This is a genomic window from Streptomyces sp. NPDC088400, from assembly GCF_044753355.1.
Taxonomy (GTDB): Bacteria; Actinomycetota; Actinomycetes; order Streptomycetales; family Streptomycetaceae; genus Streptomyces.
Map to the genome: position 1 here is coordinate 489914 of NZ_JBIVMZ010000005.1, position 26363 is coordinate 516276.

Annotated in this window: 23 protein-coding genes; 5 read left to right on the top strand and 18 right to left on the bottom strand. The window is 70.8% G+C overall.

Annotated features, from left to right (window positions below; genetic code table 11):
- The first annotated feature begins 69 nt into the window (after window positions 1-69).
- Window positions 70-528, top strand: coding sequence for a DUF732 domain-containing protein (locus ACIQD6_RS16265; protein ID WP_401882754.1), 459 nt, complete (start codon window positions 70-72; stop codon window positions 526-528).
- Window positions 529-820: 292 nt separating this feature from the next.
- Here the strand turns inward: ACIQD6_RS16265 and ACIQD6_RS16270 are convergent, their stop codons facing one another.
- Together ACIQD6_RS16270 and ACIQD6_RS16275 are read right to left on the bottom strand one after the other, a co-directional pair.
- Window positions 821-1624 (bottom strand): SAM-dependent methyltransferase, encoded by an 804-nt coding sequence (locus ACIQD6_RS16270; RefSeq protein WP_401882757.1) that lies wholly within the window; start codon window positions 1622-1624, stop codon window positions 821-823.
- A 23-nt stretch (window positions 1625-1647) separates the two neighbouring features.
- Window positions 1648-2508 (bottom strand): helix-turn-helix domain-containing protein, encoded by an 861-nt coding sequence (locus ACIQD6_RS16275; protein ID WP_401882759.1) that lies wholly within the window; start codon window positions 2506-2508, stop codon window positions 1648-1650.
- Window positions 2509-2894: 386 nt separating this feature from the next.
- Between ACIQD6_RS16275 and ACIQD6_RS16280 the strand changes: the two genes are divergently transcribed.
- Window positions 2895-3770 (top strand): glycosyltransferase family 2 protein, encoded by an 876-nt coding sequence (locus tag ACIQD6_RS16280; RefSeq protein WP_401882761.1) that lies wholly within the window; start codon window positions 2895-2897, stop codon window positions 3768-3770.
- A gap of 55 nt (window positions 3771-3825) precedes the next feature.
- On the opposite strand, the gene ACIQD6_RS16285 is transcribed toward ACIQD6_RS16280, so the two are convergent.
- The 6 genes from ACIQD6_RS16285 to ACIQD6_RS16310 form a co-directional block, all read right to left on the bottom strand.
- Entirely contained in the window at window positions 3826-4200 is a 375-nt protein-coding gene (locus ACIQD6_RS16285; protein ID WP_401882764.1) for a hypothetical protein, read from the bottom strand.
- Entirely contained in the window at window positions 4197-4904 is a 708-nt protein-coding gene (locus ACIQD6_RS16290) for a sigma-70 family RNA polymerase sigma factor (protein WP_401882767.1), read from the bottom strand. Before ACIQD6_RS16290 ends, ACIQD6_RS16285 begins: the two co-directional genes overlap by 4 nt.
- 113 nt (window positions 4905-5017) lie before the next feature.
- Window positions 5018-5464 carry a hypothetical protein gene (locus tag ACIQD6_RS16295; protein ID WP_401882770.1) on the bottom strand — a complete coding sequence of 149 codons (447 nt, stop codon included), beginning with the start codon at window positions 5462-5464 and terminating at the stop codon, window positions 5018-5020.
- Between the two features lie 229 nt (window positions 5465-5693).
- Window positions 5694-6353, bottom strand: a complete 660-nt coding sequence (locus ACIQD6_RS16300) for a hypothetical protein (protein ID WP_401882771.1) — start codon at window positions 6351-6353, stop codon at window positions 5694-5696.
- Window positions 6354-6681: 328 nt separating this feature from the next.
- On the bottom strand, window positions 6682-8505 hold the full coding sequence (locus ACIQD6_RS16305) for a glycoside hydrolase family 9 protein (RefSeq protein ID WP_401882774.1): 1824 nt from the start codon (window positions 8503-8505) through the stop codon (window positions 6682-6684).
- Window positions 8506-8742: 237 nt separating this feature from the next.
- Window positions 8743-9846 (bottom strand): AbfB domain-containing protein, encoded by a 1104-nt coding sequence (locus tag ACIQD6_RS16310; RefSeq protein WP_401882776.1) that lies wholly within the window; start codon window positions 9844-9846, stop codon window positions 8743-8745.
- 618 nt (window positions 9847-10464) lie between these two features.
- Here ACIQD6_RS16310 and ACIQD6_RS16315 point away from each other — a divergent pair.
- Window positions 10465-11265: a response regulator transcription factor gene (locus ACIQD6_RS16315; protein WP_401882906.1), complete on the top strand. Its 801-nt coding sequence runs from the start codon at window positions 10465-10467 to the stop codon at window positions 11263-11265.
- 53 nt (window positions 11266-11318) lie between these two features.
- Here the strand turns inward: ACIQD6_RS16315 and ACIQD6_RS16320 are convergent, their stop codons facing one another.
- The 9 genes from ACIQD6_RS16320 to ACIQD6_RS16360 all read right to left on the bottom strand — a co-directional run bounded on the left by ACIQD6_RS16320 (window position 11319) and on the right by ACIQD6_RS16360 (window position 22484).
- On the bottom strand, window positions 11319-12908 hold the full coding sequence (locus ACIQD6_RS16320) for a sensor histidine kinase (RefSeq protein ID WP_401882779.1): 1590 nt from the start codon (window positions 12906-12908) through the stop codon (window positions 11319-11321).
- 67 nt (window positions 12909-12975) lie between these two features.
- Entirely contained in the window at window positions 12976-13896 is a 921-nt protein-coding gene (locus tag ACIQD6_RS16325; RefSeq protein ID WP_401882782.1) for a carbon-nitrogen hydrolase family protein, read from the bottom strand.
- Window positions 13893-14738: a flavin reductase family protein gene (locus tag ACIQD6_RS16330; protein ID WP_401882785.1), complete on the bottom strand. Its 846-nt coding sequence runs from the start codon at window positions 14736-14738 to the stop codon at window positions 13893-13895. Before ACIQD6_RS16330 ends, ACIQD6_RS16325 begins: the two co-directional genes overlap by 4 nt.
- The gene (locus ACIQD6_RS16335) at window positions 14735-15748 is read right to left on the bottom strand and encodes a formylglycine-generating enzyme family protein (RefSeq protein ID WP_401882788.1); all 1014 of its coding nucleotides are present in this window, start codon (window positions 15746-15748) and stop codon (window positions 14735-14737) included. The genes ACIQD6_RS16330 and ACIQD6_RS16335 overlap by 4 nt, the downstream gene beginning before the upstream one ends.
- 104 nt (window positions 15749-15852) lie before the next feature.
- On the bottom strand, window positions 15853-17784 hold the full coding sequence (locus tag ACIQD6_RS16340; RefSeq protein WP_401882791.1) for a WD40 repeat domain-containing protein: 1932 nt from the start codon (window positions 17782-17784) through the stop codon (window positions 15853-15855).
- Entirely contained in the window at window positions 17772-19772 is a 2001-nt protein-coding gene (locus ACIQD6_RS16345) for a WD40 repeat domain-containing protein (protein WP_401882793.1), read from the bottom strand. The genes ACIQD6_RS16340 and ACIQD6_RS16345 overlap by 13 nt, the downstream gene beginning before the upstream one ends.
- A gap of 194 nt (window positions 19773-19966) precedes the next feature.
- Window positions 19967-20494: a hypothetical protein gene (locus ACIQD6_RS16350; RefSeq protein ID WP_401882796.1), complete on the bottom strand. Its 528-nt coding sequence runs from the start codon at window positions 20492-20494 to the stop codon at window positions 19967-19969.
- A gap of 182 nt (window positions 20495-20676) precedes the next feature.
- On the bottom strand, window positions 20677-21810 hold the full coding sequence (locus ACIQD6_RS16355; RefSeq protein ID WP_401882798.1) for a CU044_5270 family protein: 1134 nt from the start codon (window positions 21808-21810) through the stop codon (window positions 20677-20679).
- Window positions 21807-22484, bottom strand: a complete 678-nt coding sequence (locus ACIQD6_RS16360) for an RNA polymerase sigma factor (RefSeq protein ID WP_401882801.1) — start codon at window positions 22482-22484, stop codon at window positions 21807-21809. Before ACIQD6_RS16360 ends, ACIQD6_RS16355 begins: the two co-directional genes overlap by 4 nt.
- 284 nt (window positions 22485-22768) lie before the next feature.
- On the opposite strand from ACIQD6_RS16360, the gene ACIQD6_RS16365 reads away from it, so the two are divergent.
- Together ACIQD6_RS16365 and ACIQD6_RS16370 are read left to right on the top strand one after the other, a co-directional pair.
- On the top strand, window positions 22769-23533 hold the full coding sequence (locus tag ACIQD6_RS16365) for a transglycosylase family protein (protein ID WP_401882803.1): 765 nt from the start codon (window positions 22769-22771) through the stop codon (window positions 23531-23533).
- Between the two features lie 318 nt (window positions 23534-23851).
- Window positions 23852-25225 carry a S1 family peptidase gene (locus ACIQD6_RS16370; protein WP_401882805.1) on the top strand — a complete coding sequence of 458 codons (1374 nt, stop codon included), beginning with the start codon at window positions 23852-23854 and terminating at the stop codon, window positions 25223-25225.
- A gap of 279 nt (window positions 25226-25504) precedes the next feature.
- Here ACIQD6_RS16370 and ribA read toward each other — a convergent pair whose 3' ends face one another.
- Window positions 25505-26161: a GTP cyclohydrolase II gene (gene ribA / locus ACIQD6_RS16375; protein WP_401882808.1), complete on the bottom strand. Its 657-nt coding sequence runs from the start codon at window positions 26159-26161 to the stop codon at window positions 25505-25507.
- Window positions 26162-26363: the final 202 nt, after the last annotated feature.

Below are 26363 nucleotides of genomic sequence, written 5' to 3' on the forward strand. Positions count from 1 at the left end.
ACGGGCCCTGTCCGTGCCCGCACCGTGATAGGTGTGTGGTGATCGCGTAACCGATGGGGAGGGGCTGCGATGCAGCGGAAAGCGAAAACGTGGCTCGGGATAGTCGCGGGGCTGGTCGCGCTCGGCGGTGTCGTCAACCTGTTTGAGGGCGGTGCGGACAAGGCGACGGCGGACAACGCCAAACCATCCGTGACCACGTCGGCGTCTGTGGCCGATCCGGCCGAGGGGTCTGCGGAGGAGCCGACCGAGGAAGCGTCGAACGATACTTCCGGGATTCCCCCGCTCGATCCCGTGCAACGTGAGGCCCTGCTACGCGCGTTGCGTTCCATCGAGCCGGCGCTTGTGGCCGACGAGGACAGAGCCGTCGACCGGTCCCGGAACGTGTGCCTGGATCTGCGCGGCGGGAAGGCCGCCGCCACCGTTCAGATCAACGCCAAGTCCCGGTTCGAGGGCGGTACGGTCCCGACCCTCACCGAGGACCAGGCCGCGAGCGTCGTGACCGCCGTACGGTCGTCGTTCTGCGAGTGATCCGGACGGCGGACCGTCCCCGGAAAGGGCGATGGCCCGGCGGACGGTTCGTCCGCCGGGCCACCACCCCGGAACTCTGCACACACGGCCACCTCTGACGAAAGGGCTGTACGGCGCGCTCATCGTTTGAATACGCCCTTGACCTGGCCGGTCTTCGCGGACGTCTTCCTGTCGGCGGTCATGGTCGCGCTCCTCGCTGTCGAGCCGTTTCCCTGACAACGGCCCGCCTTCCCGGGTGTTCGCCACACAAACACCCGCGTGCCGCACGGGACGGCCGGCTCGTTCGCGCGTTTCAGCGGACGCGGGCCACTCCTACGTAGAAGGAGCTGTACGCATCCTCCTGCGGGGCCGGGGGCTCCATGTGCCAGTGGGGCGCCGTCACCAGCCCGGGGTCGACGAGATCGAGGCCGTCGAAGAACCGCCCGACCTCGGCGCGGCCGCGCAGACGCAGCGGGATGCCGCCCTTGTCGTACAGGCCGGTGGCCCGGTCGATCACATCCCCCGGCAGGAAGTCGGCGGTGCCGTGCGAGAGCAGCAGCAGGCTGCCGGGCGACAGGGCGTCCACCAGGGTGCGGGTGATGCCGTACGGGTCGTCCTCGTCCGGTATGAAGTGCATGAGGGCGATGAGGGAGAGGGCGACGGGCCGGCCGAAGTCCAGCAGGCCGGTGGCGTTTTCGAGGATCTCCGTGGGTGCGCGGACATCCGCCTGGACGTAGTCGGTGGCACCCTCCGGGGCGCTGACCAGCAGGGCTTCCGCGTGCCGCAGAACAATGGGGTCGTTGTCGGTGTAGACGACGCGGGACGTCGGGGTGATCTCCTGGACGACCTGGTGCAGATTCGGCTCGGTGGGGATTCCCGTACCGATGTCGAGGTACTGGTCGATGCCGCTGCGGGCCACCCAGGCGATGGCGCGCCGCATGAAGGCCCGGTTCAGCCGGGCGTCGACCTTCGAGGCGGCCGGGAGTTGTTCGCCTATCTCCCGGTCGACCGCGTAGTTGTCCCTGCCGCCGAGAAGATAGTCGTACACGCGCGCGGGATGGGGCTTGCCCGTATCGATCCGGGGGGTGGAACGAGGGGCGGATCGAGGGGCGTTCATTCACAGCTCCCTGGGACGTTCATTCACAGCTCCGCGCGGAAGGCGGCGAGGATTTCCTTGGTACGGCTCACCGACTCCGCCTGCACGACCATACGGTCCATGGCCTCCATGTGCCCCGAGACCTCGGAGGGACCGTCGAGGTAGAGGGCGCCCGTCAGATACTCGATGTAGACGATGTCCGGCATCTCGGGGATGGCGAAGCGGAACAGGACGAACGGGCTGTACGTGCCGGGGTGGTGGCCGGAGGCGAACTCCGCGATCTGGAGCGTCACGTTCGGCATCTCCGCCGCTTCCAGCAGCCGGTCGAGCTGCGCCCGCATGATGTCGGGCGAGCCGACGGGGCGGTGCAGGACGGTCTCGTCCATGACGACCCAGAAGGCCGGGGCGCCGGGCCGGGTGAGCAGCTCCTGGCGCGCCATGCGCAGCGCGACATGGCGTTCGATCCGGGCGGGGTCGGACCGGCCGACCGCGCCGTAGGTCAGGATCGTGCGCGCGTAGTCCTCGGTCTGGAGCAGTCCGGGCACGTAGTGCGGCTCGTAGCACCGGATGGTCCTGGCGGCCTCCTCAAGGCTGACGTGCCCGCCGAACCAGTCGGGAAGTACATCGTGGAAGCGCTGCCACCAGCCGGGCCGGTTGGCCTCGTCGGCCAGTTGGAGGAAGGTGACCACCTCGTCGTCGGGGACGCCGTACGCGGGCAGCAGGATCTGGATGTACGGGATCCTGAGCCCGACCTCGGCCAGCTCCATCCGGCGGATGGTGGCGGAGGCGACCCGGAGCAGCCTGGCAGCCTGATCACGACTCAGGCCCGCGCGCTCACGGAGGGCCTGGAGCTGCTTGCTGAGGACGAGTTGCCCGATTGTCGGGGCAGAGCGTGGCTCGCTCACTCAGCATCACCGAGCATAAGCATGCAGGCATTTTGCCACAATGGCACGATCATGAACATGGCGCTGTCAATGCCATTCTCGGACTGTTCGCCGGTGCGGTGATCGGTTTTGTGGCCCTGTCGTTGTCCTTCTTGTCCCCGGTGCGGCGGTACGGCTGTTTCTGTGGGACGCCGAGGTGAACCGGCGTCGTCGGCAGAGGTACCTTCCGGTGGCCGGAGGATGGCCACCGCCGGATAGCATCGATGAATCGATGCTCCCGCAGCATCCCTCATCCTCGTCCCTCTGCCTCTTCCGTCCCGCCTCTTCCGTCCCGCCTCTTCCGTCCTGTCTCTTCCTCCCTTCCCATCCTTCTTCCTTCCGACTTCGAGAACTGGAGTGATCCGGACGTGTCCCGACCCCGTGTAGGTGTGGCCGTGCTGACCATGGGGACGCGTCCCGTCGAGCTGCGCGCTCTGCTGGACTCCGTGGCCAAGCAGCAGGAGGCCGCGGCGCGGGTCGTGGTCGTCGGCAACGGGGCGCCGCTGCCCGGACTGCCCGACGGGGTCATCGGGGTCGAACTGGAGAAGAACCTCGGTGTCTCCGGTGGCCGCAATGTCGCCATGGAGAAGCTCCGCGAGTTCGGTGACGTGGACGTTCTCGTGGACCTGGACGATGACGGCCTGCTGATCGAGGCCGATGTGATCAGCAGGGTCGCCGATCTCTACGAGGCGGATCCCCGGCTCGGCATCGTCAGCTTCCGTATCGCGGACGAGACCGGCTTCACCCAGCGGCGGCATGTGCCCCGGCTGCGGGTCGACGACCCGATGCGGGCCGGTGAGGTGACCACGTTCCTCGGCGGCGGGCACGCGCTGTCCATGCCGATGCTGGAGGAGACCGGCGGCTGGCCCGACGAGTTCTTCTTCACCCACGAGGAGACCGACCTCGCGTGGCGTGCGCTGGACGCGGGGTGGACGATCCGTTACGAGCCGGAGCTGGTCCTCCAGCACCCCCGGACCTCACCCGCCCGGCACGCCGAGTACTACCGGATGACCGCCCGCAACCGGGTGTGGCTGGCCCGCCGCCATCTGCCCGCGCTGCTGGTGCCCGTCTACCTCGGTACGTGGATTCTGCTGACCGTGGCCCGGACGCGTTCGCTGAGCGGGCTGCGCGCGTGGTTCGGCGGGTTCTTCGAGGGCGTGCGGACGGCGTGCGGGGTGCGGCGGCCGATGGGCTGGCGGACCGTGTGGCGCATGACCGCGCTCGGCCGGCCGCCCGTCATCTGAACCCGCCTGCGGCCCGCCTGCGAGCCCTTTACGGGGCCGCGGAAGGGGCGGTCCTTTACGGGCTTTCCTGGGGCTCCGGCAGGGCCGGGGCCGCCGGGACCGCTGGTGCCGGTGAGGCCGGTACGGGGCTCTGGGTGCGGGAGACCGACGGGCCCGGCCGATCGGCCGGACCTTCCTGCCGGGGCTCACCCGGTACGAGCAGGACGGCCGCCACCGCGGCGGCCAGACCGAGCAGCGCCAGCGCGGTGCCACGGACCGGCAGGCGCAGGATCCTGGTGGCGGACACGGACGGCGGGGACGCGTGCCGCAGGTCGCCGAAGCCGACCGTACGGGCCTGGGCGTCCAGGGCGGCTCGCAGCCGGTGTTCGAGCGGTTCCCGGTCGGGTTCGGGGTGCCGTCCCGCGCTGAACAGTCTCCTCGGCGATCTCATCGGGGGGCCTCCATATGCCTGCCCAGGGCGTCCAGCGCCCGGCTCGCGGTGGACTTGACCGTGCCGCGCGACAGCCCGAGGGTGTCGGCGATCTGGGCTTCGGTGAGATTCGACCAGTAACGCAGGACCAGCACCTCGCGCTGGCGCCTGGTGAGGTGGCGCAGCGCGTCGAGCACCTCGCGGTGCTCCTCGCGGAGCAGTACGTGCTCCTCGGGCGGCGGGGCGTGCCCCTCCCGTTCGGGCACGTGCGCGCGTACGGTCCGGCGGCGGCGCAGTACGGACCGGGCGCGGTTGACCACACTCGTACGGATATACGCCTCCGGGTCGTCCAGCCCCGTCAGCCGCTCACCGTGTCTGTGGAACAGCGCGGCGAAGGCGTCCTGTACGACGTCCTCGGCGGTGGGCAGGTCGTCCACGAGCAGCAGCGCGAGGCGGACGAGCGGGAGCCGGCGATGGAGATAGAGATCGTCGATGGCTTTGATGGCCGACCGCGCTCCGGCGGGGGCCGCCGCCGGCTGACCGCGTCTCTCGGAGAGGCTGCGGAACAGCCGCTGCCATGCCCGCCGCAGTGCGCCCGGGTGGCCCGTACGGACCAGAACGGCCGACAGGGCCGGGCCTGCCGGGTACGTCGCGGTCGCTGCCGTCGCGGTCGCTGCCGTCAGCGCTGCCGTTGTCGCCGTGGCTGTCGCGGTCGCTGTCCTCATGAGGTTCCGTCTCCGTCCCCGTTTCCGCTCCCCGTCTCCGTTTCCTGGACGGGAAGCGGAGACGGGGAGCGGGGCTGCCGGGTGTTCAACCCGGCAGCCCCTCAACGGTGTTGTTACTTCGGCGACACCGTGGCGGACTCGGTGGGAAGGGCGGGTGTCGCGGGGACGGCGTCCTCGGCCGGGACGGGCGCGGGCTCGGCCGGGACCGGCTCCGGGTCGGCCGGGACAGGCTCCGGCTCCGCCGGTACGGGCGCGGGCTCCGCGGGGACCGGCTCCGGCTCCGCCGGGACCGGTGCGGGTTCCGCCGGGACGGGCTCCGGGTCGGCCGGGACCGGTGCGGGCTCCGCCGGGACGGGCTCCGTGGTGGGAGGCGTGGGCTTGGCCGGCGCGGGCTCGGCCGGAACCGCCGACGCGGTCTTCGACGGAGCCGACGAGTCGGCCTGGGCACCCAGCGCGCCGCCGACGGTCAGCGCGGCGACGGCCGCGGACACCCCCAGGACCGAGAGCAACCGGCCCCGGAGGGCGCGGCGTACGGCGGAATGACGTACTGCTGTGGACATACCGTTCCTCGGATTCACTTCGGTCGTGCTGGACGGACAGAACAGTGGAGGCGCCTCCACCTCGACAGACGTGCGACCCCCATGGGGGTTGCGGGTCGGGGAAGAGTTTCTGGCAGCCTTCGAGTGACCTGTGTCACGTCAGCAGACCGGGCGCTCAGGCCCTCGGGCCCTCGGGCCCTCAGGCGAATCAGGCGCTCAGGCGAATCAGGCGCCCAGGCGAATCAGGCGCTCAGACGAAGAGGAACGCGGTCGCCGTGGCCGCGCCGAGCGACGCCCCGGCGACGGTCTGCGCGACGGTGTGGTGGCCCAGGGCCACGCGGGACCAGCACACGGCGATGGTCAGCGCGTAGGCCGACAGCCACCAGGGGGAGTGCGCGGCGGCGAGCAGTGCCACGACCGCCGACGCGACCGCGGAGTCGACCGATATCTTCCAGGCGGTGTTGACGGTCAGGATGACTACGGTCATGGCCCAGAGCGCGAGCATCGTGACGAGGACGCCGGTGGGGGCGTGGCCGAGGGCCATGATCACGGAGCCGGTGCCGATGGAGCCGAGGATGACGAAGAAGACGGGCGCCCGCTTCGTACGGTCGAGCACATGCCGGTCGTCCCATGTGCCGCGCTTGCGTTCCCATTCGATGTAGCCGGCGGGTATGAGCCCCGCGCACAGGGCGGCGAGCAGACCCCACGGTAGGCCGGTCCAGTCGCCCGCGGCGGCCAGGCCGACGCCGAGCATGCCGGCCAGCAGGGTGTTCCGGGGCTGGAAGGCGTCGGTGACGACGCGGGCGGTCGCTGTGGTGCGGCCCTTCGCTGTCGTCGTGATGCCGTCAGTCGTCGTGGTGCGGGCCGTCTTCGGGTCGCCGCCCGTGCGGTCCCGTACGCCGTTGTCCATTCAGGCCCCCCACGCTCACGTTTGCCGACACTCTACGTAACCGCCGACACGTAACCGTCGCCCCGCGAAAACACGGGCGGGAAGCCGCGCCGGGGGCCTCCCGCCCGTGTCAGGGCAAGGGTGTAGCCCTTCGCGACGGGGGATGCACGAAGGGCTACCCGTACATTATGACACCTTGTCAGTGAACTTTCGACACTCGACCCGTCAGATGGTGGCCGGGAGTTGGCGATCAGGGGTCGCGATCAGGGGTCGGCGCGGTATCGGTAGGGGGTCGGCGCGGTGTCGATGACGGCCTGATCGGCGGTGAATACGGCTCAGGCAGACCGGTCTATTCGGCGGCGAATTGGGTGAGCCAGGCCAGCGGGGCGTTCCAGTTCACGGCCACTTCGTTGGTCGAGTACGAGCCGATGTCGTCGATGTAGCAGGCGGCGGGCGCGCATCCGGACAGGTGTTCCTGGGCGACCGGGTCCTGAAGCGAGGCGTTCGGGCCGCCGGCGAGGGATCCGGCGGGCGGGCTGGGGAGCGAGGCGTCGAGTTGGTGTGCCCAGAACCGGTGGTGCTGGTTGTGGGACGGCTGTTCTCCGTAACCGCTGATGTACGACTGGCCCAGGGCGTTGCGGCCGAGCAGATAGTCCAGGGACTCCAACGCCCCGGCGCGGTAGCGCTGTTGGCCGGTCAGGCCGTAGGCGGTGGCCATCACGATGGCGTTGTTCGCCACCTGGCCGTTGGAGCCCCATACGTACCCGGAGGCGGGGAGCGGCGTCGCGTATCCCTGGCCGGACATGGTCGCCAGGTGCCGGTCGGCCGCGGTGGTCACCGAGGTGCGCAGGCGGGCGGTTTCGGCGGCGGGCAGGCCGGTGGGGGCGGTGGCCAGGGTGAGCCGGCCGAGGGCGGCGGTGTCGGCCCAGCCGAACCCGAAGGAGGAGAGGGCGTCGGCGGAGGTGTGCCAGGGGGAGGAGGTGGCCGCGTCACGGTAGGCGGCCTGGCCGGTCGTCGCGTACAACTCCGAGGCGGCCCAGTAGAACTCGTCGCTGACCGTGGCGTCGCTGTACGCACCGCCGCCCGTGCCGTCGGAGTCCGGGGCGAGCAGGCTCGGATTGGCCCGCGCCGCCGTCCAGGCGCGGCGGGCGGAGTCCAGGCAGCGGGCGGCGAACGCGGCATCGTACGGGGCGAACACCCGGGCGCACTGTGCGGCGGCGGCCGCGAGGTTGAGGGTCGCGGCGGTCGACGGGCGGTGCAACTCGCGCTGCTGCGCGTCCTGTTCGGGCCGGGTCGGAATCGCCGTCCAGGCCGCGTCGTGCATCTTGTGGAACGCCGTCCCGGCGAGCGGCTTGCCCTCCGGGACCTGCATCCGCATCAGGAAGTCCAGCTCCCAGCGCGCCTCGTCCAGTACGTCGGGGACGCGGTTGCCGCGCTCGGGAACCCTCAGGGTGGAGTCGCCGAGGGCCGCGTCCGTACCGGCGCGGCGGGCGCGTTCGAAGGAGTTGACCAGCAGCCAGGTGGAAATGCCGCCGTTGACGACGTACTTGCCGTGGTCGCCCGCGTCGTACCAGCCGCCCCGTACGTCACGGCTGTAGTCGCAGACCCCTGCCTGGCAGGGGACGCTGGTGTCGCCCTTGTTGGGCGCCACCCCGAGATGGCCCGCGGGGCGCGCGTAGGCCGCGCCCGCCAGCGATGCCTCGATCGGGATGCCGCTGCGCTGCTGGTAGAAGAACGACATGGCGTCCGAGCGCAGGCCGCCGTAGAGCTGGGTCCCGGTCTTGATGTCGAAGGGGTGGCTGGTCCGGCCGTCGGCGGCCAGCGTGTAACCGGAACCGGTGCCCGTGTACGAGGAGAAGTCGGCGAGCTGGGTGGTGTCGCGCGAGGCCGCGTCGGTGCCCCGGACGGTGGTGGAGCCGGAGGCGACCACGGTGCCCGAGGCGTTCCGCAGCTGCCAGTTGAGCGGGCTGGTGGACGGGCTGACCAGGGTGGCGCGTTTGGGGCCGTCGGGCAGGTAGCCGAGCTGGTTGGTCCGGATCGCGGAAGTGGCGGCGGTCGCGGAGGCGGTGCCGGTGGTTTCCGCGGTGGCGGGGGTGGTCAACAGGCCGGTGACGAGGAGGGCCGCCGAGGCGAGGGTGGCGGCGGCGGTGAAGGGTAACGCGTGCACGGGCATCGGGGGACCTTTCGCGGGCGACGGCACGGTGGAGGTGCGGGCGTTGGGCGAACGGAGCGTGCGGGTGCGTGCGGGTACGGACGGAGCGTGCGGGTGCGGACGAGTGCGGACGGAGCATGCGGGTGCGGACGGGTAAGCGTGGACCGGGCGGACTGGGGGCGCTTATGGGAGCGCTCCCAGTCACTCCTCACCGGAGAATTGCATGGTCACGTCAAGCGGTCAATGGATGGGTGGTGATCAGCCGTTGACCATACGGAAGGTGGAGTCCGCCCGGTAGAGGGCGGTGCGCTGGTACGGGTCGAGCCGCAGCTGGAATTCGCGGTGCCGGACGAAGCGTCCCGGGTAGTTGTACGACTCCAGCATCACGGTGCCGTCGGCCGCGCCCGACCGGGGGCAGAAGGTGGCGTCCCGCTTGAAGAGGGCGCTGTGGTCGTTGGTGTCGGCGCGCAGGCGGAAGGACAAGTGGCGCAGGTAACGCCCCTTGCCGAGGGAGAAGGAGTAGCAGTCGGAGTCGGCGAGCCCGGCCGTGACGGTGAAGGTGGCCGCGCTTCGGGCGACGGTGTCGAGGAAGACGGTGCCGGTGTGGTGGCCGCCGCGCACATTCCAGTAGCGGTCCGGGTAGTTGACGGCTTGAATCGCGCGCTGGCGGGAGGGGGCGGAGGGGGGTGTGCCGGCCGAGCCGCCGCCCGCGCCTGAGCGGGATCCCGCGCCGGTTCCGGACTCGCCGGAGTCCTGGCCGTCGTCCTTGCCCTTGCCCGTACCGCTGTTGCCGTCGCCCGGAACCTTGCTCGGTTCGTGGGTCGTCGTTCCCGGCCGGTGTTCGTTCCCGGCGGTGCGCTGTTCGAGTTCCTGGGAGCTGGTGCCGTCACCTGGCCGGGGCGTCTCGGGGATCGCGAACCCGTCCTCACCGCTGCCGGCTCCGGGCCCGGCGGGGAGCGCGGGCACCGCGGGCCTGACGGAGTCCGCGACGGGCGCGGAGGCTGTCCGGGGCCCCGACTCCGACCGGACGGCGACGATCATGATCGCGACTCCGCAGGCGACTGCGGCCGCCCCGGTCAGCGCCAGGAGCCGGGTACGGCGTGGCCGGGGCGCGGGGAGGAGGGCCGGCGTCCGGCGGCCTGCGCCGTGTGTGCCGCTGGGGCCGCCCGCGCTTCCTCTGCCGCCGCCCGTACCGCCTGCCTCGCCCGTACTGCCTGCCTCGCCCGTGCCGCCGGACCTGTCAGGGCGTGCGGAGCCGGGGGCGTCCGCGAAGAGCAGCAGGTCCGACGGGTTCGGGATCGTGTACGAGCCGGGGCGGTCCACGGGTACGACCGCGGTCCCCGGCAGGCCGGGACGTTTCATCGGCACCGGAAGCCGGTTCGGCGCTGGACCGGAAAACCCGTCCAGCTCTGCACGCCGCGTGGGTTCGGTACCGGGTGTCTCTGGCATGCGCAGCTCGCCTCCAGCGCCGCCTGTCGGCGGTACGCGGATCCGTGACCGGAGACTCCGGATCCGGGATCGGGGATCCGGGATCGGGGATCTGTCCCGGCGAGAGAATGTGTGGGGTGGGGTGCAGGGGCGCACGTGGCCCGTCGCGGCCAGGGGCGCCGGTTGACGCGACAGGTGATGAGAGTAGTGGACCAAGTGGCTCTCCTGTGAAGGTTCTGACGCCTTGAAACGCGAAACTCCGCCACGATGTGAACACGTCCGCGGTCCATTCCGGACGAAGTCGGTACGCCTGCCGACCATCCGCCGAGAAGGCGTCAATGGAGCCATAGCTATACACAACAGGCCACATCCGTAAGGGAGTTGCCTCAGTCGATCGGGTTCGGCGACGGGAAGTTCGAGCCCACTTCGGACTTTGTGCTCACGGACCCGCACTTGCGGGGTCTCTCTTACGTACTACCTGCGCAAGGTGCCATGCGTTTCAACGGCTGTCGCGCGACGGCGCGACCGCGCGGAGGAAAGGTGGGATCCCGAATGCAGGTGCTGCTGGTCGAGGACGATGTCTCCATCGCCGAACCCCTGAGGGACGGCCTGGCCCGGTACGGATTCACGGCGCACTGGGTCCGTACCGGCGCCGCCGCACTCGACGCCCCACCCGGCGAGATGGTCCTCCTCGACCTGGGACTGCCCGACATGGACGGGATCGATGTCTGCCGGCGGCTGAGGCAGGTCTCCGACGTGCCCATCATCATGCTCACGGCGCGCGGTACGGAGGCCGACCGTGTGGTCGGGCTCGAACTCGGCGCGGACGACTACCTGGCGAAACCGTTCAGCCTGCGGGAACTGGTCGCCCGGATACGCGCGGTGACCCGGCGTACCGTCGCCGTCTCCGTCACGGATCCCGACCGGGCGGCTCTCGGCGCGGCGCCCGAGGACGCGGTCCAGGTGCTCGGCGATCTGCGGATCGACCGGCGGACCCGGCAGGTCCAGCTGGGCGGCAAGCCCATCACGCTCGCGCCCAAGGAGTTCGACCTGCTCGCGCTGCTCGCCGAGGATCCGGGCGCGGTGTGCTCGCGGCAGCAGATCCTCGGCAGCGTATGGGATCCGAACTTCTTCGGCCCGACCAAGACGCTGGACGTGCATATCGCGGCGCTGCGCCGCAAGCTCGGCGATCCCGGCCGGATCGAGACGCTGCGCCGCGTGGGATTCCGGCTCAGGACGGCGCCGGGACACGCGGCTTCGGCGTCCGGGCAGGCATCCGGGCAGATGACTGCGGCGCCGGGTCCTGCGGCCCGGACGTCGCATCGCAAGGTCACGGGTCACACGATGTTGTGATCGGGGGGTACGGAATTGCGAGGTTCCGGGGTTACGGCGGTACGGGCTACGAGCTACGCCGAAGCCCTTTCCGCCAAGCGCCTGTCGGCTTCGGCGGGCCGGAGCTGGACGACGGCGTCGAGACCACCTCCCGGGGCATCCCGGAGCGAGATCTCGCCGCCGCCGGCGTGTACGAGTTGCTGGACGATGGCCAGCCCCAGCCCGGACCCCTCATGGACGGAGTCCGGGGCACGCCAGAACCGGTCGAACGCGCGACCGCGTTGCTCCTCGCTCATGCCGGGCCCCTGGTCGATCACATGGAACTCGACCAGGGCCTCCTCGTCTCCGTACGGCCTCTTCCTCTGCTCACCGTGGCCGTGCCCCTGCCCCTGCCCCTGGCCGTGAGCGGAGGCGGTGGTCAGGGTGATCGTGCTGCCCGGCGGGGCGAATTGCAGCGCGTTGGCCAGCAGGTTGTCGACGATCTGCTCCAGGGCGCCCGGTATCGCCCGTACCTGCCCGGCCCGCGGCCCCGAGACCCCGATGGTGATGTGCTGCTCGGCGGCGAACCCCACCCATGTCTCCGCCCGGTCCCGCAGGACCTCGTCCAGGTCGACGGTCTCGGGCTCGGTCGCCGAGTCCTCCATACGGGCGAGGGCCAGCAGGCCCTGCACCATGCGCGTGAGCCGGTCGATCTCGGCGACGGCCGCGTCCAGGCCCGCGTGGGCCCGGGCGTCGAGGTCGAATTCCAGGGTCTCGACCCGCAGGCGCAGCGCGGCGAGCGGAGTCTTGAGCTGGTGCGACGCCTCGGCGGCGAACGAACGCTGGGCGCGCAGCAGCCGTTGCAGCCGGGTGGCCGTACGGTTGAACGACGCGGCCAGGCGCCGCAGTTCGGGCGGTCCCAGGTCGGCCGGCGGCAGGTCGGCCAGCGAGCCGTTCGCCAGTTGCGTGGTGGCCCGCTCCAGCGCGCGCACCGGCCGGGTGATCCAGCGGGCCAGCGCGAATCCGACCAGCGCCACCACGACGAGGACGCCCACGCCGATCCCGGCCAGCAGCAGCCAGGCCAGCTGGGTGCGGGCGTTGGTGTCCGCGGTCGTCGAGGTGACCCACACCGCGCCGCGCACCTGCGAAGCCACGGTCACGGGCTCGGCGACCGAGACGAGGGCGTCGTTTCCCGCGTGGTCGCGGAGCATGCCGACCGAACTGCGGTTGCGCAGCGCGGCGGCGAGGGCGCGGCTGACCGCCGCCTTGTCGGCGGCCGTCACGGGGGCGACGGCACCGGACGCGGAGGCGGAGCCGGTGCCGGAGGCGCGCGGGGAGCTGGTGCCGGAGGTGGGGCTGTTGCCCAAGCGGTACTTGGCCGCGGGGCCCGAGCCGGGGTCGGGGTAGGTGCCGGAGTCGGTGAGGAGTCTTCCCCCTCGGTCGAAGACGACCACCCGGCCGCCCATGCACTGCGCGTAGTGGGCGACGAAGGCCGTCAGGGCCGGTGTCTTCCCCGCCTGGATGTCCTCCTCGACCAGTTCGGCGACCATGACGGAGTTGCGCTCGACGGTTCTGGACAGGTCGGAGAGTTCGCCGTGTGCGTAGAGGGTGCCGAGCGGCACCTCAAGCCCCACGAGGACCAGTAACGCCAGGGTCAGGTAGCTGAGCAGCAGCCGTCGAGTCATCGTGCGGGCCCCTTCGTACGGTTTCCGGTCGTACGGTGTTCCGGCACGTCGGCGCCCTGAGCGCTGTTCACGAGCCGTCGGTCCGGCACTCCTCCAGCATGTGGAGGAAGCCGCGTACCTCGGCGATGTCCCCGGGGTCGAGGTCGACCAGGAGGAGTTCTTCCCGCGTGGTCTCCGCGCGGCCGACCGTCCGGCCGTCGGGCCCGTGGAGCGCGGTGCCGCCCGCGCACGGGCGGTGCGGCGGGCCGCCCACGGGGTTGGCGAACAGCGCGTACACCGTGTTCTCCAGTGCGCGGGCGGCGAGGTAGACGGCCGCCCGGTGCTCGTTTCCGGCGGCGAACGCGCTGGGGCACACATAGACATGGGCTCCGGCGAGGGCGGCGGCCCGGCCGTGTTCGGGGAAGGACATGTCGTAACAGATCCCGAGGCCCAGCCTCCAGCCGCCGACGGACAGGACCGACGCCCGGGAGCCCTGAGTTCCCCGCGCTGCCCGCGATCCCCGCTCTCCCGGGGTGAACAGGCCGCGCTCGTCGGCGTGCCACAGGTGCTGTTTGTCGTATGCCACGGTGGCCGAGGCCGAGGCCGAGGCCGTGTTCTTGGTCTCGGCCTTGGTCTCGGCCTCGGTACCGAACGCCACAACCGAGTTGGTGCGGGTGCCGTCGTACCGCCGTACCGCCGCGCCGGTCAGTACGGTCACGGCGTGATCCGCCGCGGCCTCGGCGAGCGGGTCCAGACGGGCGTCCGTCACCCTTCCGCGCGCGTCGGCGGGCACTTCACAACGGTCGGGTACGGCGGCGAGCAGGGCCAAGTCGTAACCGCACAAGTGGAGTTCGGGGAACACGATCACCCGGGCGCCCCGCTCGGCGGCGCGCGCCGTCAGGGCGGCGGCGCGGCGGGCGTTGCCCGCCACGTCCCCGGGTACGGCTTCCGCCTGCGCCGCCGCCACGCGGAGCGGGGACGTGGGGAGCGCGAGGGCCGACGGGCTCATTCGCGTACTCCGGGCGGGGGAGGCGCCCCGGTGATTCCGCCGATTCCGGTGACGTCGGCGTATCCGGTGGTGGCGCCGTCCCGTTCGACCCTCACCCGGCAGCCGCTCAACCGTTCCACCGGCAGGTGGGCCGGTACGGGCAGATCGACGAGGAAGTCGCCGTACGCGCCGGCGGGATGGTCGCCGAGCGGTTCGGTCACACCGTCGGCCGTCAGCAGGCTCACCCGCCACCGGCCGTCCTCCTCGCCGACCGGTCCCGTGGCGGCGATCCGCAGGAGTCCGCCGGGCAGCGACTGCGCGGTGGCGACCACCGCCGTACGCCGTACCGGGGCGCCGAGGGCGTGCATCGCGCCGTGCTTGACCAGCGGCCGGGGCGCGTTCGCGGGCAGGTGCGCCGCGACGACCTCGCCCACGTACATGGTGTGCACGGGAAAGCCGACGGTCTGCCGCAGCACGCATTCGACCGCCACCAGACCCCCGGTCACCCAGGGCGAACCGGTCGCCTCGGGCTCGCCGAACCCGATCAGCTCGCTGCCGCTCTTGTCGACGTCGGCCACGGAGAAACTGCCGGCGAAGTCGGCCACCTCCGCCTGGTCCTCCGCGCACAGCGTCAGCGAGAACTCCCCGGCCTCGGTGATCAGCGCACCGGTGGCGGCACGCGGTCCGAGCACCACGGCGGCGTACAGCGGCGCCTTGTTGACGAAGTAGGACCACTCCGCGGCCATCACGTTCGTGCCGGCGCCATGCCGTACGGAGACCAGCCCCACGGTGCTCGTCAGCTTCTTCCACAGGTTGTCCGGCAGGTCCGGCAGGTCCGGCAGATCTGGCAGGTCCGGCGTCACGCGGCGCTCCCCTTCGGCCGGGTGCCGGTGGCGAGCCGGAAACCCACGGGGTAGAGCGGGCTGGGGAACGCGCCGTGGCGGCGCCGGGTACGGGCGAGGTCACCGAAGCGGGAGAAGCTGCCCCCGCGCGCCACCCGGTACCCCTCGTACACCCCGTTCTCCTCGTTCCGTGCGTCGTCCCCGACCAGATCGTCCGCGACGAACGGGCCTCCCGGGTAAGGGCGGTAGCCGTCCGCGACGAACTCCTCGACGTTTCCGCCCATGTCGAAGACACCGAACGGTGAGCGGCCCGCCGGGAACGCGCCCACCGGTGTGGTGGTGTGGATGCCGGTCTCCCGTGTGTTGACGGCGTCCGTGTCGAAGGTGTCGCCCCACGGGAACTCCAGGCCCGACGGCCCCTTCGCCGCGTACTCCCACTCGGCCTCACCGGGCAGCCGCCACGGATGACCGGTGCGCTCCGACAGCCATGCCGCGTAGGCGTCGGCGTCCTCGGGCCGCACCCCGGCGACCGGGTGGTTGGCCCGGTCGTACGGGTAGGCACCCAGGTACCAGGTGGTGGGCCGGTCCTGGCGGCCGGTGTCCGCCAGGAAGTTCCGGTACTCCGCGTTGGTGACCGGATAGGCGGCGATCCAGTAGTCGGCCAGTTCGACCATGTGCGTCGGTGTCTCCTTGTCGATCCACGCCTTCTCCACGCCCACATGCGCCCACGCGTCGACCACCGACGCGACGCGATCCGGTGCCAGCCCGGTCTGTACGACGGCGCCCGGCACGCGCACGGCCCTCGGCACCGGGCCGATACGGGGGTCGCCCAGCAGCGCGAGCAGCCCGCCGGCGGCCAGGCGTACGGCGAGGGGTTCGCCCGGGTTCTCGACGGCCGACGCCAGCTCCGCCGGGGTGAACGCGGTGAGCCGGGCGGCGACGGCGCCGGCGGCGGGCCGCAGCGCCCGGGGGTCGGCCAGCTCGGCATGCTCCTCGAAGTGCGGCGAGGCGGCCGTGTCCGGCGGGGTCATGTCCGTACTCCGTGCGCCGCGTGGTAACCGGCGTTGTCGTCGGTCAGGTACAGCTGAGCCCGTACGGTCGAGGCCGCCGCTGTCGGCAGCGTGCCGCGCGGTGCTCAATTCGCCACCCGCTCGTACTCGCGCACGGGCGGATCCGCCCGTTCGACCAGGTCGCCGACCTCCCACGACCGCAGCGCGCGGACCGTACCGTCTCCGTCCTGTCCCACGATCAGCAGCCGCCCGTCCCAGCCCGCCACCGCCACGCGCCGGTCGTCCAACTGGACCATGCAGGACAGGCCTTGCCGGAATTCGGCGAGGAGGCGGCCGGACCCCAGTGTGGCCGCGCCGTCCGCCCAGTCGACGTCCCAGGCGTAGAGGCCGAAGTCGTAGGAACCGGCGAGTACGACCGGGGCGTCCGGGTCGCCGAGCAGGCTCACGCACTTGACGGACTCGTCGGGTCCCAGGAGCGTCTGTGTCTCCTTCATCCGCCGGCTCCCCTGCTTCGTATGGGCGAGCGGGTGGTCAGTGGGCGCCAGCAGGCCGACCTTTACGGTGTGGTCCCGCGACGCGGACGCGACGACCTGTCCGCGCAGCCCGGCCACCGCGTTGACCAGGTTCCCGTGCTGCCAGAGCGTGACGCGGTCGTGCAGGGGGCCGGCGTCGACCGTCCGGTCCGTCGCGGCGGAGAGGAAACCGCCGTCGAACGCGGACAGCGACTTCACCGATCCGCCGTGCGGACGGCCACGGTCCACCTCGTCGAGCGTCACCGGGTCCAGCGCGATCAGCTCGCCGTTGTACGTACCGGCGACGAGGTGGTCCCCGACGGGGCAGAGCGACGGCACGGGAGCGCCGAGCCCCTCGCTGAACGAGAGGTCCTCAAGGAGCCCCTCGCCCTGCGACGGGGCTCCGCCACGGCGGATCACGTGCCCCGAGTACGTCCCGGCGAAGACGGCGCCGTCCCGGACCGCGAGCGACAGGACCGGACTGTCCGACATCTCCAGCACACGCACCGGCGGCGGCCCGACCGGTGCCTCCGGCCCGCTTACCCCTACGGCGAGCACCACCCCCGAATCGCAGCCGATGAGCAGCTCGTCCCCGAGCACCGCGAGTGCGTTCGCCCCGTGTCCGGGCCGTTCCGGAGCGGCGAGTTCGGCACCGGTGGCGAAGTCCAGCAGGTGCGGCCCGTTCCAGAAGCTGCCGGCGGCGATCATGCCCCGGGCCGCCGTCACCGACCGGGGCCACAGTCGGGCGTCGCGCACCTGCCGGACGGGTTCCCCGGTGATGTCGAAGTGGTGCAGCGAACCGTCGTAGGCGCCGACGACGAAGGAGCTGTCGTCGTCGGCCCACGCGACAGCGCGCGCCGCCGAGGTCGAGACGGTCACCGTACGCAGGCAATCGAGCTGCGGTGTCAGCAGGTTGACCACACCGTCGTCGCGGGCGACGGCCAGCATCGTCCCGGAGTGGGACCAGGCGCAGCCCTCGACGGAGGACGCGTAGTGGCGTATCACCGCGTGGGCCGGGCGGGCCGGTTCGCCGACCGTGACCATGCCGTCCTCGCCGACCGTGGCCACGAGGCCGTCGCAGCTGACCGAGACCATCATGCAGTGGGCCGCGTGGGTGCCGATCTCGGCGAGGAAGGCGCCGGTCGGGGTGTCCCACATGGTCGCCCGGCCGTCCTCGGAGACACAGATCAGCCGCCGGCCGTCGGGCATCCAGGCCACCGAGTTGATGTCGTCGGTGTGCCGGGCCAGCACGGTGACCAGACGGTGCTGCCCGTGCTCCGGGATCCGCCACACCGCGACCGTCTTGTCCGCCGACGCCGTTGCCAGCAGGGCGGGTTCGGTCGGATTCCACGCGGCGGCGTTGACGAGGCGGCGGTGGCGCAGCCGGGTCAGCGGGACGGGGCGGGCCGGTTCGGTGGTGTCCCAGATCAGCACGGTCCCGTCGTACGAGCAGCTCGCGAGCCGCTTGCCGTCGTCCCGGAAGGTCACATGGGTGATCGGGGCGGCGTGGCCCGTGGGGTCGGGCCGCAGATCTATCGCGCGCACGGTGCTTCCCTTCTGGCGGTGGTGGTGACGGTGACGGCGACGGCCTGGTCGTCGGTGTGGTCGTCGGTGTGGTTGTGGTCGTGGTCGTGGTGTTTCAGGGTGTAGGCGGCCGGGTGCCGGGACAGCCAGTGGTCGCGCAGTTTGCGGAACCGCAGCTTCTTGGGGCGCCGTTCCAGCTGGAAGAGCGACAGGATTCCCGTACGGCAGCCCACGAGGAGGTGCGGCACCCCGGCGGCGTCGTGGATCATCGACAGCGCCTTGGGGTAGTCCGGGAGGTCCTCGACGAGCCCGAGGAACGCTCCGGTGGTGTAGTCGTAACCGGCCAGCTGCATCCCGTACGAGCTCGCACACACCAGGCCGTCGCTCACGACGGCGTTCTCGATGGTGTTGGAGAGCAGCTTCGACCAGCGGGCCACCACACCGCCGCCGACGGCGAGTTCCTTCACCCCGCCGTCTCCGGTGATGTACGCCCGGCCGTTCTGGACCCACAGGCGTTTGGGGTATTCGCCCTGGTCGAGCCGCCACCGTACGGTCGCGTCCGCACGGTCGAGAACGACGATCACACCGTTCCTGGTGATCAGGAGGCGGTCCCCGTCGGGCAGATAGGTGGCGGCCCAGACCGGCAGTCCGTCCACATCGAACAGGTCGAGCCGCCGCCCGTCGGCGATGTCCAGTTCGACGGCGCCCGCGTTGGTCGCCACCAGGGCTCGGGCGCCGTCCGGGCTGACGGCGACCGTGTGCGGCAGGGCGGGCAGTTCGTCGCTCCACCGGAGCGTGCCGTCGTGGTCGGCACGGAAGGCCCGGTGGTCGCGGGTGATGCCCAGCCAGCCGGACCGTACGGGGGCCACCCGCCGGGTGAAGCCGAAGCCGGTGGTGTGTTCCGCCTCCACGCGCAGCATGGGTCCGGCGGCGGAGTCCCGTACGTGGACGACGGCCACGCCGGTGTCGGTGGCGCAGTACAGCGTGCGGGGGTCCTCGGCGGACGGCTGGATGTCCCACACGGCCTGGCGCCGGAAGCCCGCCGCCCGGACGAACTCGCCCTCGGCGTCGAGCTGGATGATCTCGCCGTCCTGGCACAGCACGTACACGTCGGCGCCCGTACCCACATCAGTACCGGTACCGGCGCCCACGGTCAGGTCGGAGAGCTGGTGCGGGAATCCGGTCACCGTGCGCGCGATCCGCAGTTCCCGGGTGGTGTTGTCGAAGATGTGGAGCTCGCCGTCGAACCCGCCCGCGTAGGCGCGGAGATGGTCGGGGGAGAAGGTGACGAACTCGACGTCGTCGCGCGCGAAGAGGCACTCGTCCTCCTTCTCGCCCGACGCGCTGACGATCACGACACCGTTGGCGATGTCGGCGTTCTCGCCGGCGCCGAAGTCCTGGGTGGCCCAGAACCGGTCGTGGCGGGCGTCGTAGCGCACCCGGTGGATATTGCCGTCGTCCAGCTTCACCAGGTCGGGGAACTCGGCGTCGGTGAACGAACCGAACCGCAGGTTCCCCTTCTTGTCGGACACGGCGTGCCGGGTCGGATGGTCGGTGCAGGCCCACTCCATGGGGCTCTCACCACAGATGTTCGGCCGCACCTCCAGCACCTCGAAGGTGTGCAGGTCCAGTACGAGCATCTGCCGGTGGTAGCCGCTGGAGACGAAGACCCGGCCGTCCCAGATCCCGATCCCGCGCGAACTCACCGGGGACGGATGCTCCCTGGGGATGAGCGTGGACGGGTCGCAGACGGTCGCGGGGTCCAGCCGGTCCACCAGTTCCAGTGTGTCCAGGGACCACCGGAATATCGCGCCCATCCGGTCCTTGCCGATGATCCAGCCCTCGGCGGCGGCGAGACCGTAGAGCGGCCGGCCCTGCTGTACGAAGGAGGACGACCTCACGACTCTCAACTGAGCGTCGAGAAGGTGGACTCGCCCGTGGATGTCGGAGGCGAGCAGCCCCGTGCCGTCCACGTACACGATCCTGACGATGCGGTCTGGCAGCTCCACGATGACGGTTCCCTGATGTGTGGGTGTGGGAGGAGGAGGCAGGGGCCATCCGGTCGGCGATCCGGTTCGGATACCGCCGACCGGGGACGGACCGGGGCCGGGCCGGGGACGGACCAAGGGCCGGGGATGGACCAAGGGCCGGGGCCGAGTCCGGTCCGGCTCCGTGGCCAGGCGTAACGCGGCGTCCGGACCGGCTACTTGTTGCCTTCGACGCCCTGGCGCTCGCCGCCGTCGTCATCGTCATCGTCATCGTCATCGTCGTCGTCATCGATGTCGCCGACGCCATCCGCGTCGTCGTCGTCCTCGCAGGCCGTGTCGTCGTCGAGGACGCCACTTCCGCTGTCGGCCGCGAGGGCGGGATCCGCTGCCGTCTCCTGGACGACCTGCGTGAGGGCGTCCACCTGGGCCCCGCGTTGGCCGGCCCCGTCGACGAAGACGACCTTCCAGACCGCGCGGCCGTTCTCCTCCGACAGCCCCACGCCGGTGACCCGGCCACCACCCACCTCCCGCAGCACCAGATCCGCGGCCTGAGCGGCGTTGGTGACCTGAGGCGCGGCGGCCTGTCCGGCCGCCTTGGTCTGCACCGTGGTGCCCGAACCGTTCTGCGCGGGGGATTCCTCGCCCGCGGTCGCGAGTCCCGTCCCGGCGATCGCCAGGCCGCCGGCAGCGACGAAAGCGATGAGCGATTTCCGCATGAGTGCCTCCAGTTGTCGAGTGCTCATGACGGGTATAGGAGACGCGGAGGGCCGATCACCAGGGCTTTGTCCGAGCCTTGTCCGCCCGCTGTCCGGTTGATGTCCGGGGCTTCACCCTGGGAGCGTGCCGGTGGGACGGACGGACCGTTCGGCGGCGGGGGAACGCCGCCGAACGGCCTGTTGTGCGGGGTACGGCGAACGGTAACGGTTCAACTGGCCTTCGACGGAGTCTGCTTCATGCCGTCGACAATGGACCGGTTCATGATGGCGCTGGTGTAGGTCACGGTGCCGGGCTTGATGAGTCCGGCGTCGCCACCGTTCTCCCGCACCTGGACGGTGCGCTCGCCCAGGTAGACATGGGTCTTCTTGTCGAAGATCCATTCCATGCGTTCGCCGCTGAGCTCGTCCATCCGGGCCACCGCCACCCCGTGCCGGCCCGCCGCGTCCTCGGAGTCCTGCACCACGACCACACCCGGGATCTTCGCGGCGGTCTTGAACAGCGCGGAGTAGAGCGCGGCCGGCGGGTAACTCTCGCTCAGCAGGTCGCCGATGGTGGTGAAGGCCTGCTGGTCGGGGTTGTTGCCCTGGCCCTTGGTCTCCTTGTAGATCTTCTTCAGCAACTGGTCGGGGTCGGTCGTCAGCTTGGCCAGGTAGTCGTACGACGGCCCGCCCAGATGGGCCACCGGGGTGTTGCCCTGCTCGTCGGGGAGGGACAGCGTCTCGCCTTCGGGGCTCTCGTTGACGGACGGATCGATCAGCCAGCCCTTGACGCCGTCGGCGGACATCCAGGTCTGGCGCGTATGCAGCTTGTTCGAGACCAGCGTGGTCTTGTCGTCGACGGTGCGCTCGTGGGTGTCGGCCTGCTTCGACTCGATGTAGATGTACTGGCCGGGCTTGACGGTGGGGTTGGTGCCGTCGGCCGCCGCCAGCGAGAGCTGGTCGAGCAACTGGGGCACGCCCTTGGTCGTAGCGGCGCCGACCTGGGTGGTCAGGGCCGGTCCGGTGGCGACGCCGCTGCCCGAACCGCCGCCCGCACCACCCGAGTTGACCACCGTCGCGCCGAGGGCGACAGCCCCGACCAGGGTGAACGCCAGCGCTGTCCCGAGCACCGCGCGGCGCGGCATCGGGAACCGCCGGTTCCGTACGGCACCCGCTGCCGCCGTACGACGGCCCTCCGCGGCCTGGTTGTTCTGCTCGTTGTGCTGATCCTGCTGAATGCGGGCCATCAGACGCTCCTTGTGGAACAGGTGGCGGCCCGCCGGCAGGTCACGCTCCGTCGGTGGCAGGAGCTGGGCGCTCTCCTCCCACTCGGCCGGACTCTGCCGGGACGGGTTCACGTTCATCGGATTCCTTCCTGTGCGGACCGGATCGCGGTGTTGCGATCGCCTCTTACCTGTCCGGGACGCCGAGCGGGTTCCCGATTTCCGTTCGCCGGTCTGGTCGCCGGTCCGTTCGCGGGGTTCGCGGGGCCGGTCAGTTCGTCGTCGGCGAGCTTCCGCAGCTTCGCGCGGGCCCGGGAGAGCCGGGAGCGGACCGTACCGACCGGGATCCCGAGCACCTCGGCGGCGGCCGTGTACTCCAGGCCCTCCCACAGGCAGAGCGTCAGAACCTCGCGCTCCGGTCTGCGCAGCGCGGCCAGCGCGGTGAGCGCGGCCGCCAGCCGCCGACGGTCGTCGAGCCGCCCGGCCACCTCCTCGGCATGGTCGGGTACGGCGGTCTCGGCACGGGCGGCGGCGACGGCGGCCGCCCGGTACCGCCGGTTGCTCCGGGTCTGGTTACGGGCGACGTTGGTGGCGATGCCCAGCAGCCACAGCCGTAGCGAACCCCCTTCGGGATCGACCTTGGCGCGCAGCCGCCAGGCCTCCATGAAGGTCGCGCCCATCACGTCCTCGGCCGTTGCCCAGTTGGCTGTCAGCCGGAACGCGTGGTTGTAGACCGTGCGGGCATAGCTGTCGAACAGCTCCGCGAAGGCGCTCGAATCCCCGGCCCGAACCCGGGTACGCATATCTGTGTTCATCTCCCTGAGCTGTCCGGCTCCACGTACCGGGTTCCCGTGACCCGCGTCACACTCCGGGAAGCCCTTCGTGGCGTCACGCGATGGGCCCCTTCACCCGGCTCACCCGGCCGGCATGAAGGTATGACTCCGCGTCAGGTCTGAGCGCCCACCCGGGTGAAAAACCCGCACGTCGAGCCCGCTAGGCACACCGAAAACCATATTGGCGGGTTACTTAGTGCGTGCTTATCGGCCGTGGCGAGCACTGCGCCACGGCATTGCCGGAGCACAGTGGAGGAAAAACCGTCATGCCGTCCTCATCCTTCGTCAAGCGGTCCGTCGAGACGTTCCTGGCCATGCTGCTTGCCCCCCTGCTGATCCCGCTGAGCGTGCTCGGCCTCGCGGGCCAGAGCGCAGCGGCGGTCGTCAAGCCATCGCTCACGAACGGGACCGACTGGAACCGAATCGCCGCCTGTGAAAGCGGCGGCCGTTGGCATATCAACACAGGCAACGGGTACCACGGCGGTCTTCAGATCGCCCCGTCCACCTGGCGTGCCTATGGAGGCCATCGTTACGCCCCCCGTGCCGATCTCGCCTCGCAGTCCGAACAGATCGCCGTCGGTGAACGCATCGTCCAGGCCCGCGGCCTGTCCCCGTGGCCCCATTGCGGGCGCAACGCCTCGACCAGCTCCGGAAGCACTTACTCCGGAAGCTCCGGGTCGGGAAGCGGCCAGTCCGGAAGCAGTCAGTCGGGAAGCAGTCAGTCCGGAAGCAGCCAGTCCGGCAGCTCCGGGTCCGGCAGCGTGACGCAGCAGCGCCAGTCGGCGCCCTCCACATCGGCGCGACGCTCCCACAGCGGCTCCGCCTCCTCGCGCTCCGGTTCGCACTCCGCCCGCCCGATCTCGCCCAACGCCCGCACCTACGTCGTGCGGTCGGGCGACTGCCTCTCCGTCATCGCGCACCGTGCCGATGTCGACGGCGGGACCAAGGCCCTGTACAGACTGAACAAGCGCACCCTCGACAAGGGCCCGGACCACATCTACCCGGGACAGCGCCTGCGCCTGCGCGCCTGAGACACGGACTCCCCGGACAACACCGAGGCCCCACCGGCCCACCGCTCCTCCCGGCATCGACCGAGGGGACGGACCGGTGGGGCCTCGCCGTGTGCGGGGCCCCGGCGTTCCGGCGGCGCGGAAGCCGACCGTACGAGCACGGGCTGCGCGGAAGCCGACCGTACGAGCACGCGGTCCAGCGGTCCACGTAGGAAATCGAACCGTACGAAATGAACGGGGCGGTGAACCCGACGCCGTGGCGCTACGTATGGGAGGAGGGCCCATCGATGACCGGGCTCCGGGCTGGAGACGTCGTACAGGACGACCTGGGAGCCACGGATGAAGCACGGACGGCGTACCCTCCGGCGGATCACACGGCTGGCGGCCGTCGGTGGGCTGATCTGCGGCGGGTTGATGGTCTCGAACGCCATGGCCGGTGAACCGGCCGGCGAAGGAGCGGGCACCGGTGGTGTCGTCGCGGCCGGCGATGTGGGCGCGAGTCTGGTCAAGCGGCTCGGCACCGAGCGTACGGCGGGCAGTTGGATCGGTTCCGACGGGCGGCCCGTCGTCGCGGTGACCGACGAGGAAGCGGCGGCCGAGGTCCGGCGGGCGGGCGCACAGCCCAAGGCCATGCGCTACAGCATGCGTGACCTGCGCTCGGCCACCGAGACCCTGGGCGAGGCCCCCCGGGTGGCCGGCACCGCGTGGGCGGTGGACTACGCGTCGAACAAGGTCGTCGTACGGGCGGACAGCACCGTCTCCGCCGCCGACTGGTCAGAGTTGTCCGAGGTCGCCGAGGGGATCGGCGGCTTCGTACAGATGGAACGGACCGCGGGTTCCTTCACCCCGAGGCTGAACGGCGCCTCCGCCATCTTCAGCGGCAGCGGCCGCTGCTCGGCGGGGTTCAACGTGACCAACGGCCAGGACAACTTCGTGCTCACGGCGGGGCATTGCGGCGCCGTCGGCACCACGTGGTTCCAGAACGAGCAGGGCGGCGGCCAGGTCGGCACCACCGTTGCCGGCAGCTTCCCCGGGGATGACTTCTCCCTCGTCCAGTACGGGGACGGCGACGCCTTCGACGGGACCAACGCGGTGGACATCGGCGGCGGCCAGGAGGTACGGGTCATAGGCGCCGCCAACCCTGTGGTCGGCCAGCAGGTCTTCCGCAGCGGCAGTACCACCGGGCTGCGCTCCGGGCGGGTCACGGCGTTGAACGCGACGGTGAACTACCGCGAGGGTACGGTCAGCGGCCTGATCGAGACCACGGTCTGCGCCGAATCCGGCGACAGCGGGGGCCCGTTGCTCGCGGAGGGGCTGGCGCTCGGGGTGACCTCGGGCGGCAACGGGGACTGCACCACCGGGGGTACGACGTTCTTCCAGCCGGTGACCACGGCGATGAACGTCCTCGGAGTGAGCCTCGTGGGCGACGACGCGCGGACGGGCGACGGCACCGCCGCGAGCTCCGCCGCCCCGGCCCCGGCCGCGACGGCCTCGGCACCGGCCGCCGCCCAGCCCGTCGAACCCGTCGCACCGGGCGGACCGGGCGCCGGACGGCAGACGGCGGTCACCGGGATCGTGGACGTCCGGACCTTCGTTCCGGGGCTGGCGATCATCGGCATCAGCCTGATCGGGCTGCTGTTCGCCCACAGGTATCTGTCGGAGCAGGCCGACCGCAGGAGCTATCGGAGCCAGTACTCGCAGAGTTGGGGCTGACCGGACCCGTACGGGGATGCCTTGTACGGAGATGCCTTGTACGGAGATGCCTCGTACGGGGAAGTCTCGTGCGGGGAAGTCTCGTGCGGGGATGTCTCGTACAGGGATGCCTCGTACGGAGCTGCCCCGTACGGGAGTTACGCCGCACACCGGCAGCTTCTGTGCGCAGGCTCCCCCGTCTGGCCGAAGTCCCGTCTTGGGTGAACCGGTGAATTCACACGGCCGAGAGGCCGCTCGTATCGGCCGTGTGAACAACCCCCGCGCCCATGCACCGCTTCCTCAGGGCTGGTCAGCCACGCGGTCCAAGTGCGGGAGGTGATGGTCGAAGCGTTCCCGCTTGGTCCGCAGGTAGGAAATGTTCTCTTCGTGCGGAGGTATCAGCAGCGGGACCTGTTCGGTGATTTTGATCCCGTGCCGCAGGAGCGCCTCGCGCTTGAGGGGGTTGTTGGACAGCAGGCGTACGGCTCGCACTCCGAGGTCGTGCAGCATATCCGCCGCCACCTGGTAGTCCCGGGCATCGGCCGGGAATCCGAGCGCGAGATTCGCCTCGACCGTGTCCAGGCCGCCGGCCTGGAGTTTCATCGCCTGGAGTTTGGCCAACAGTCCTATGCCCCGGCCCTCATGGCCTCGAAGATAGAGGAGAATTCCCCGCCCTTCTCTTGTGATGGCACTCAGTGCTGCGGACAGCTGATCGCCGCAGTCGCAATGCCTGGACCCGAAGGCATCTCCGGTCAGACACTCCGAATGCACACGGACAAGCGGATCTTCCCCCTCGATATCGCCATACACCAGGGCCATTTGTTCGTCCGCGCGAGTACGGTCCAGGTAGCCGACAGCGAGAAAATCGCCGTGTACGGTGGCCAGTCGGAGATCCACCACTCGTTCGACAACCGATGGGCCGACAGTGTCGCCGGACATGCCATCACTTTCTGTCATGCTCAGATCTTATCGGGCGGATAGCCGTCGGTGAGTGCGAAAAAGAAAATGGGACATCAATCATTGTCCTGGATCGCCATGTTCGACCACGGGACGCACCAATGCCGCGTAACCTGACCTTCCGTCGGGTCGCGTGCTGCCGTGCAGTTCAGGGAGTTCTGGTGGTCCCAGCGATCCCGGTGGTCCCGGGAGTCCCGGCAAT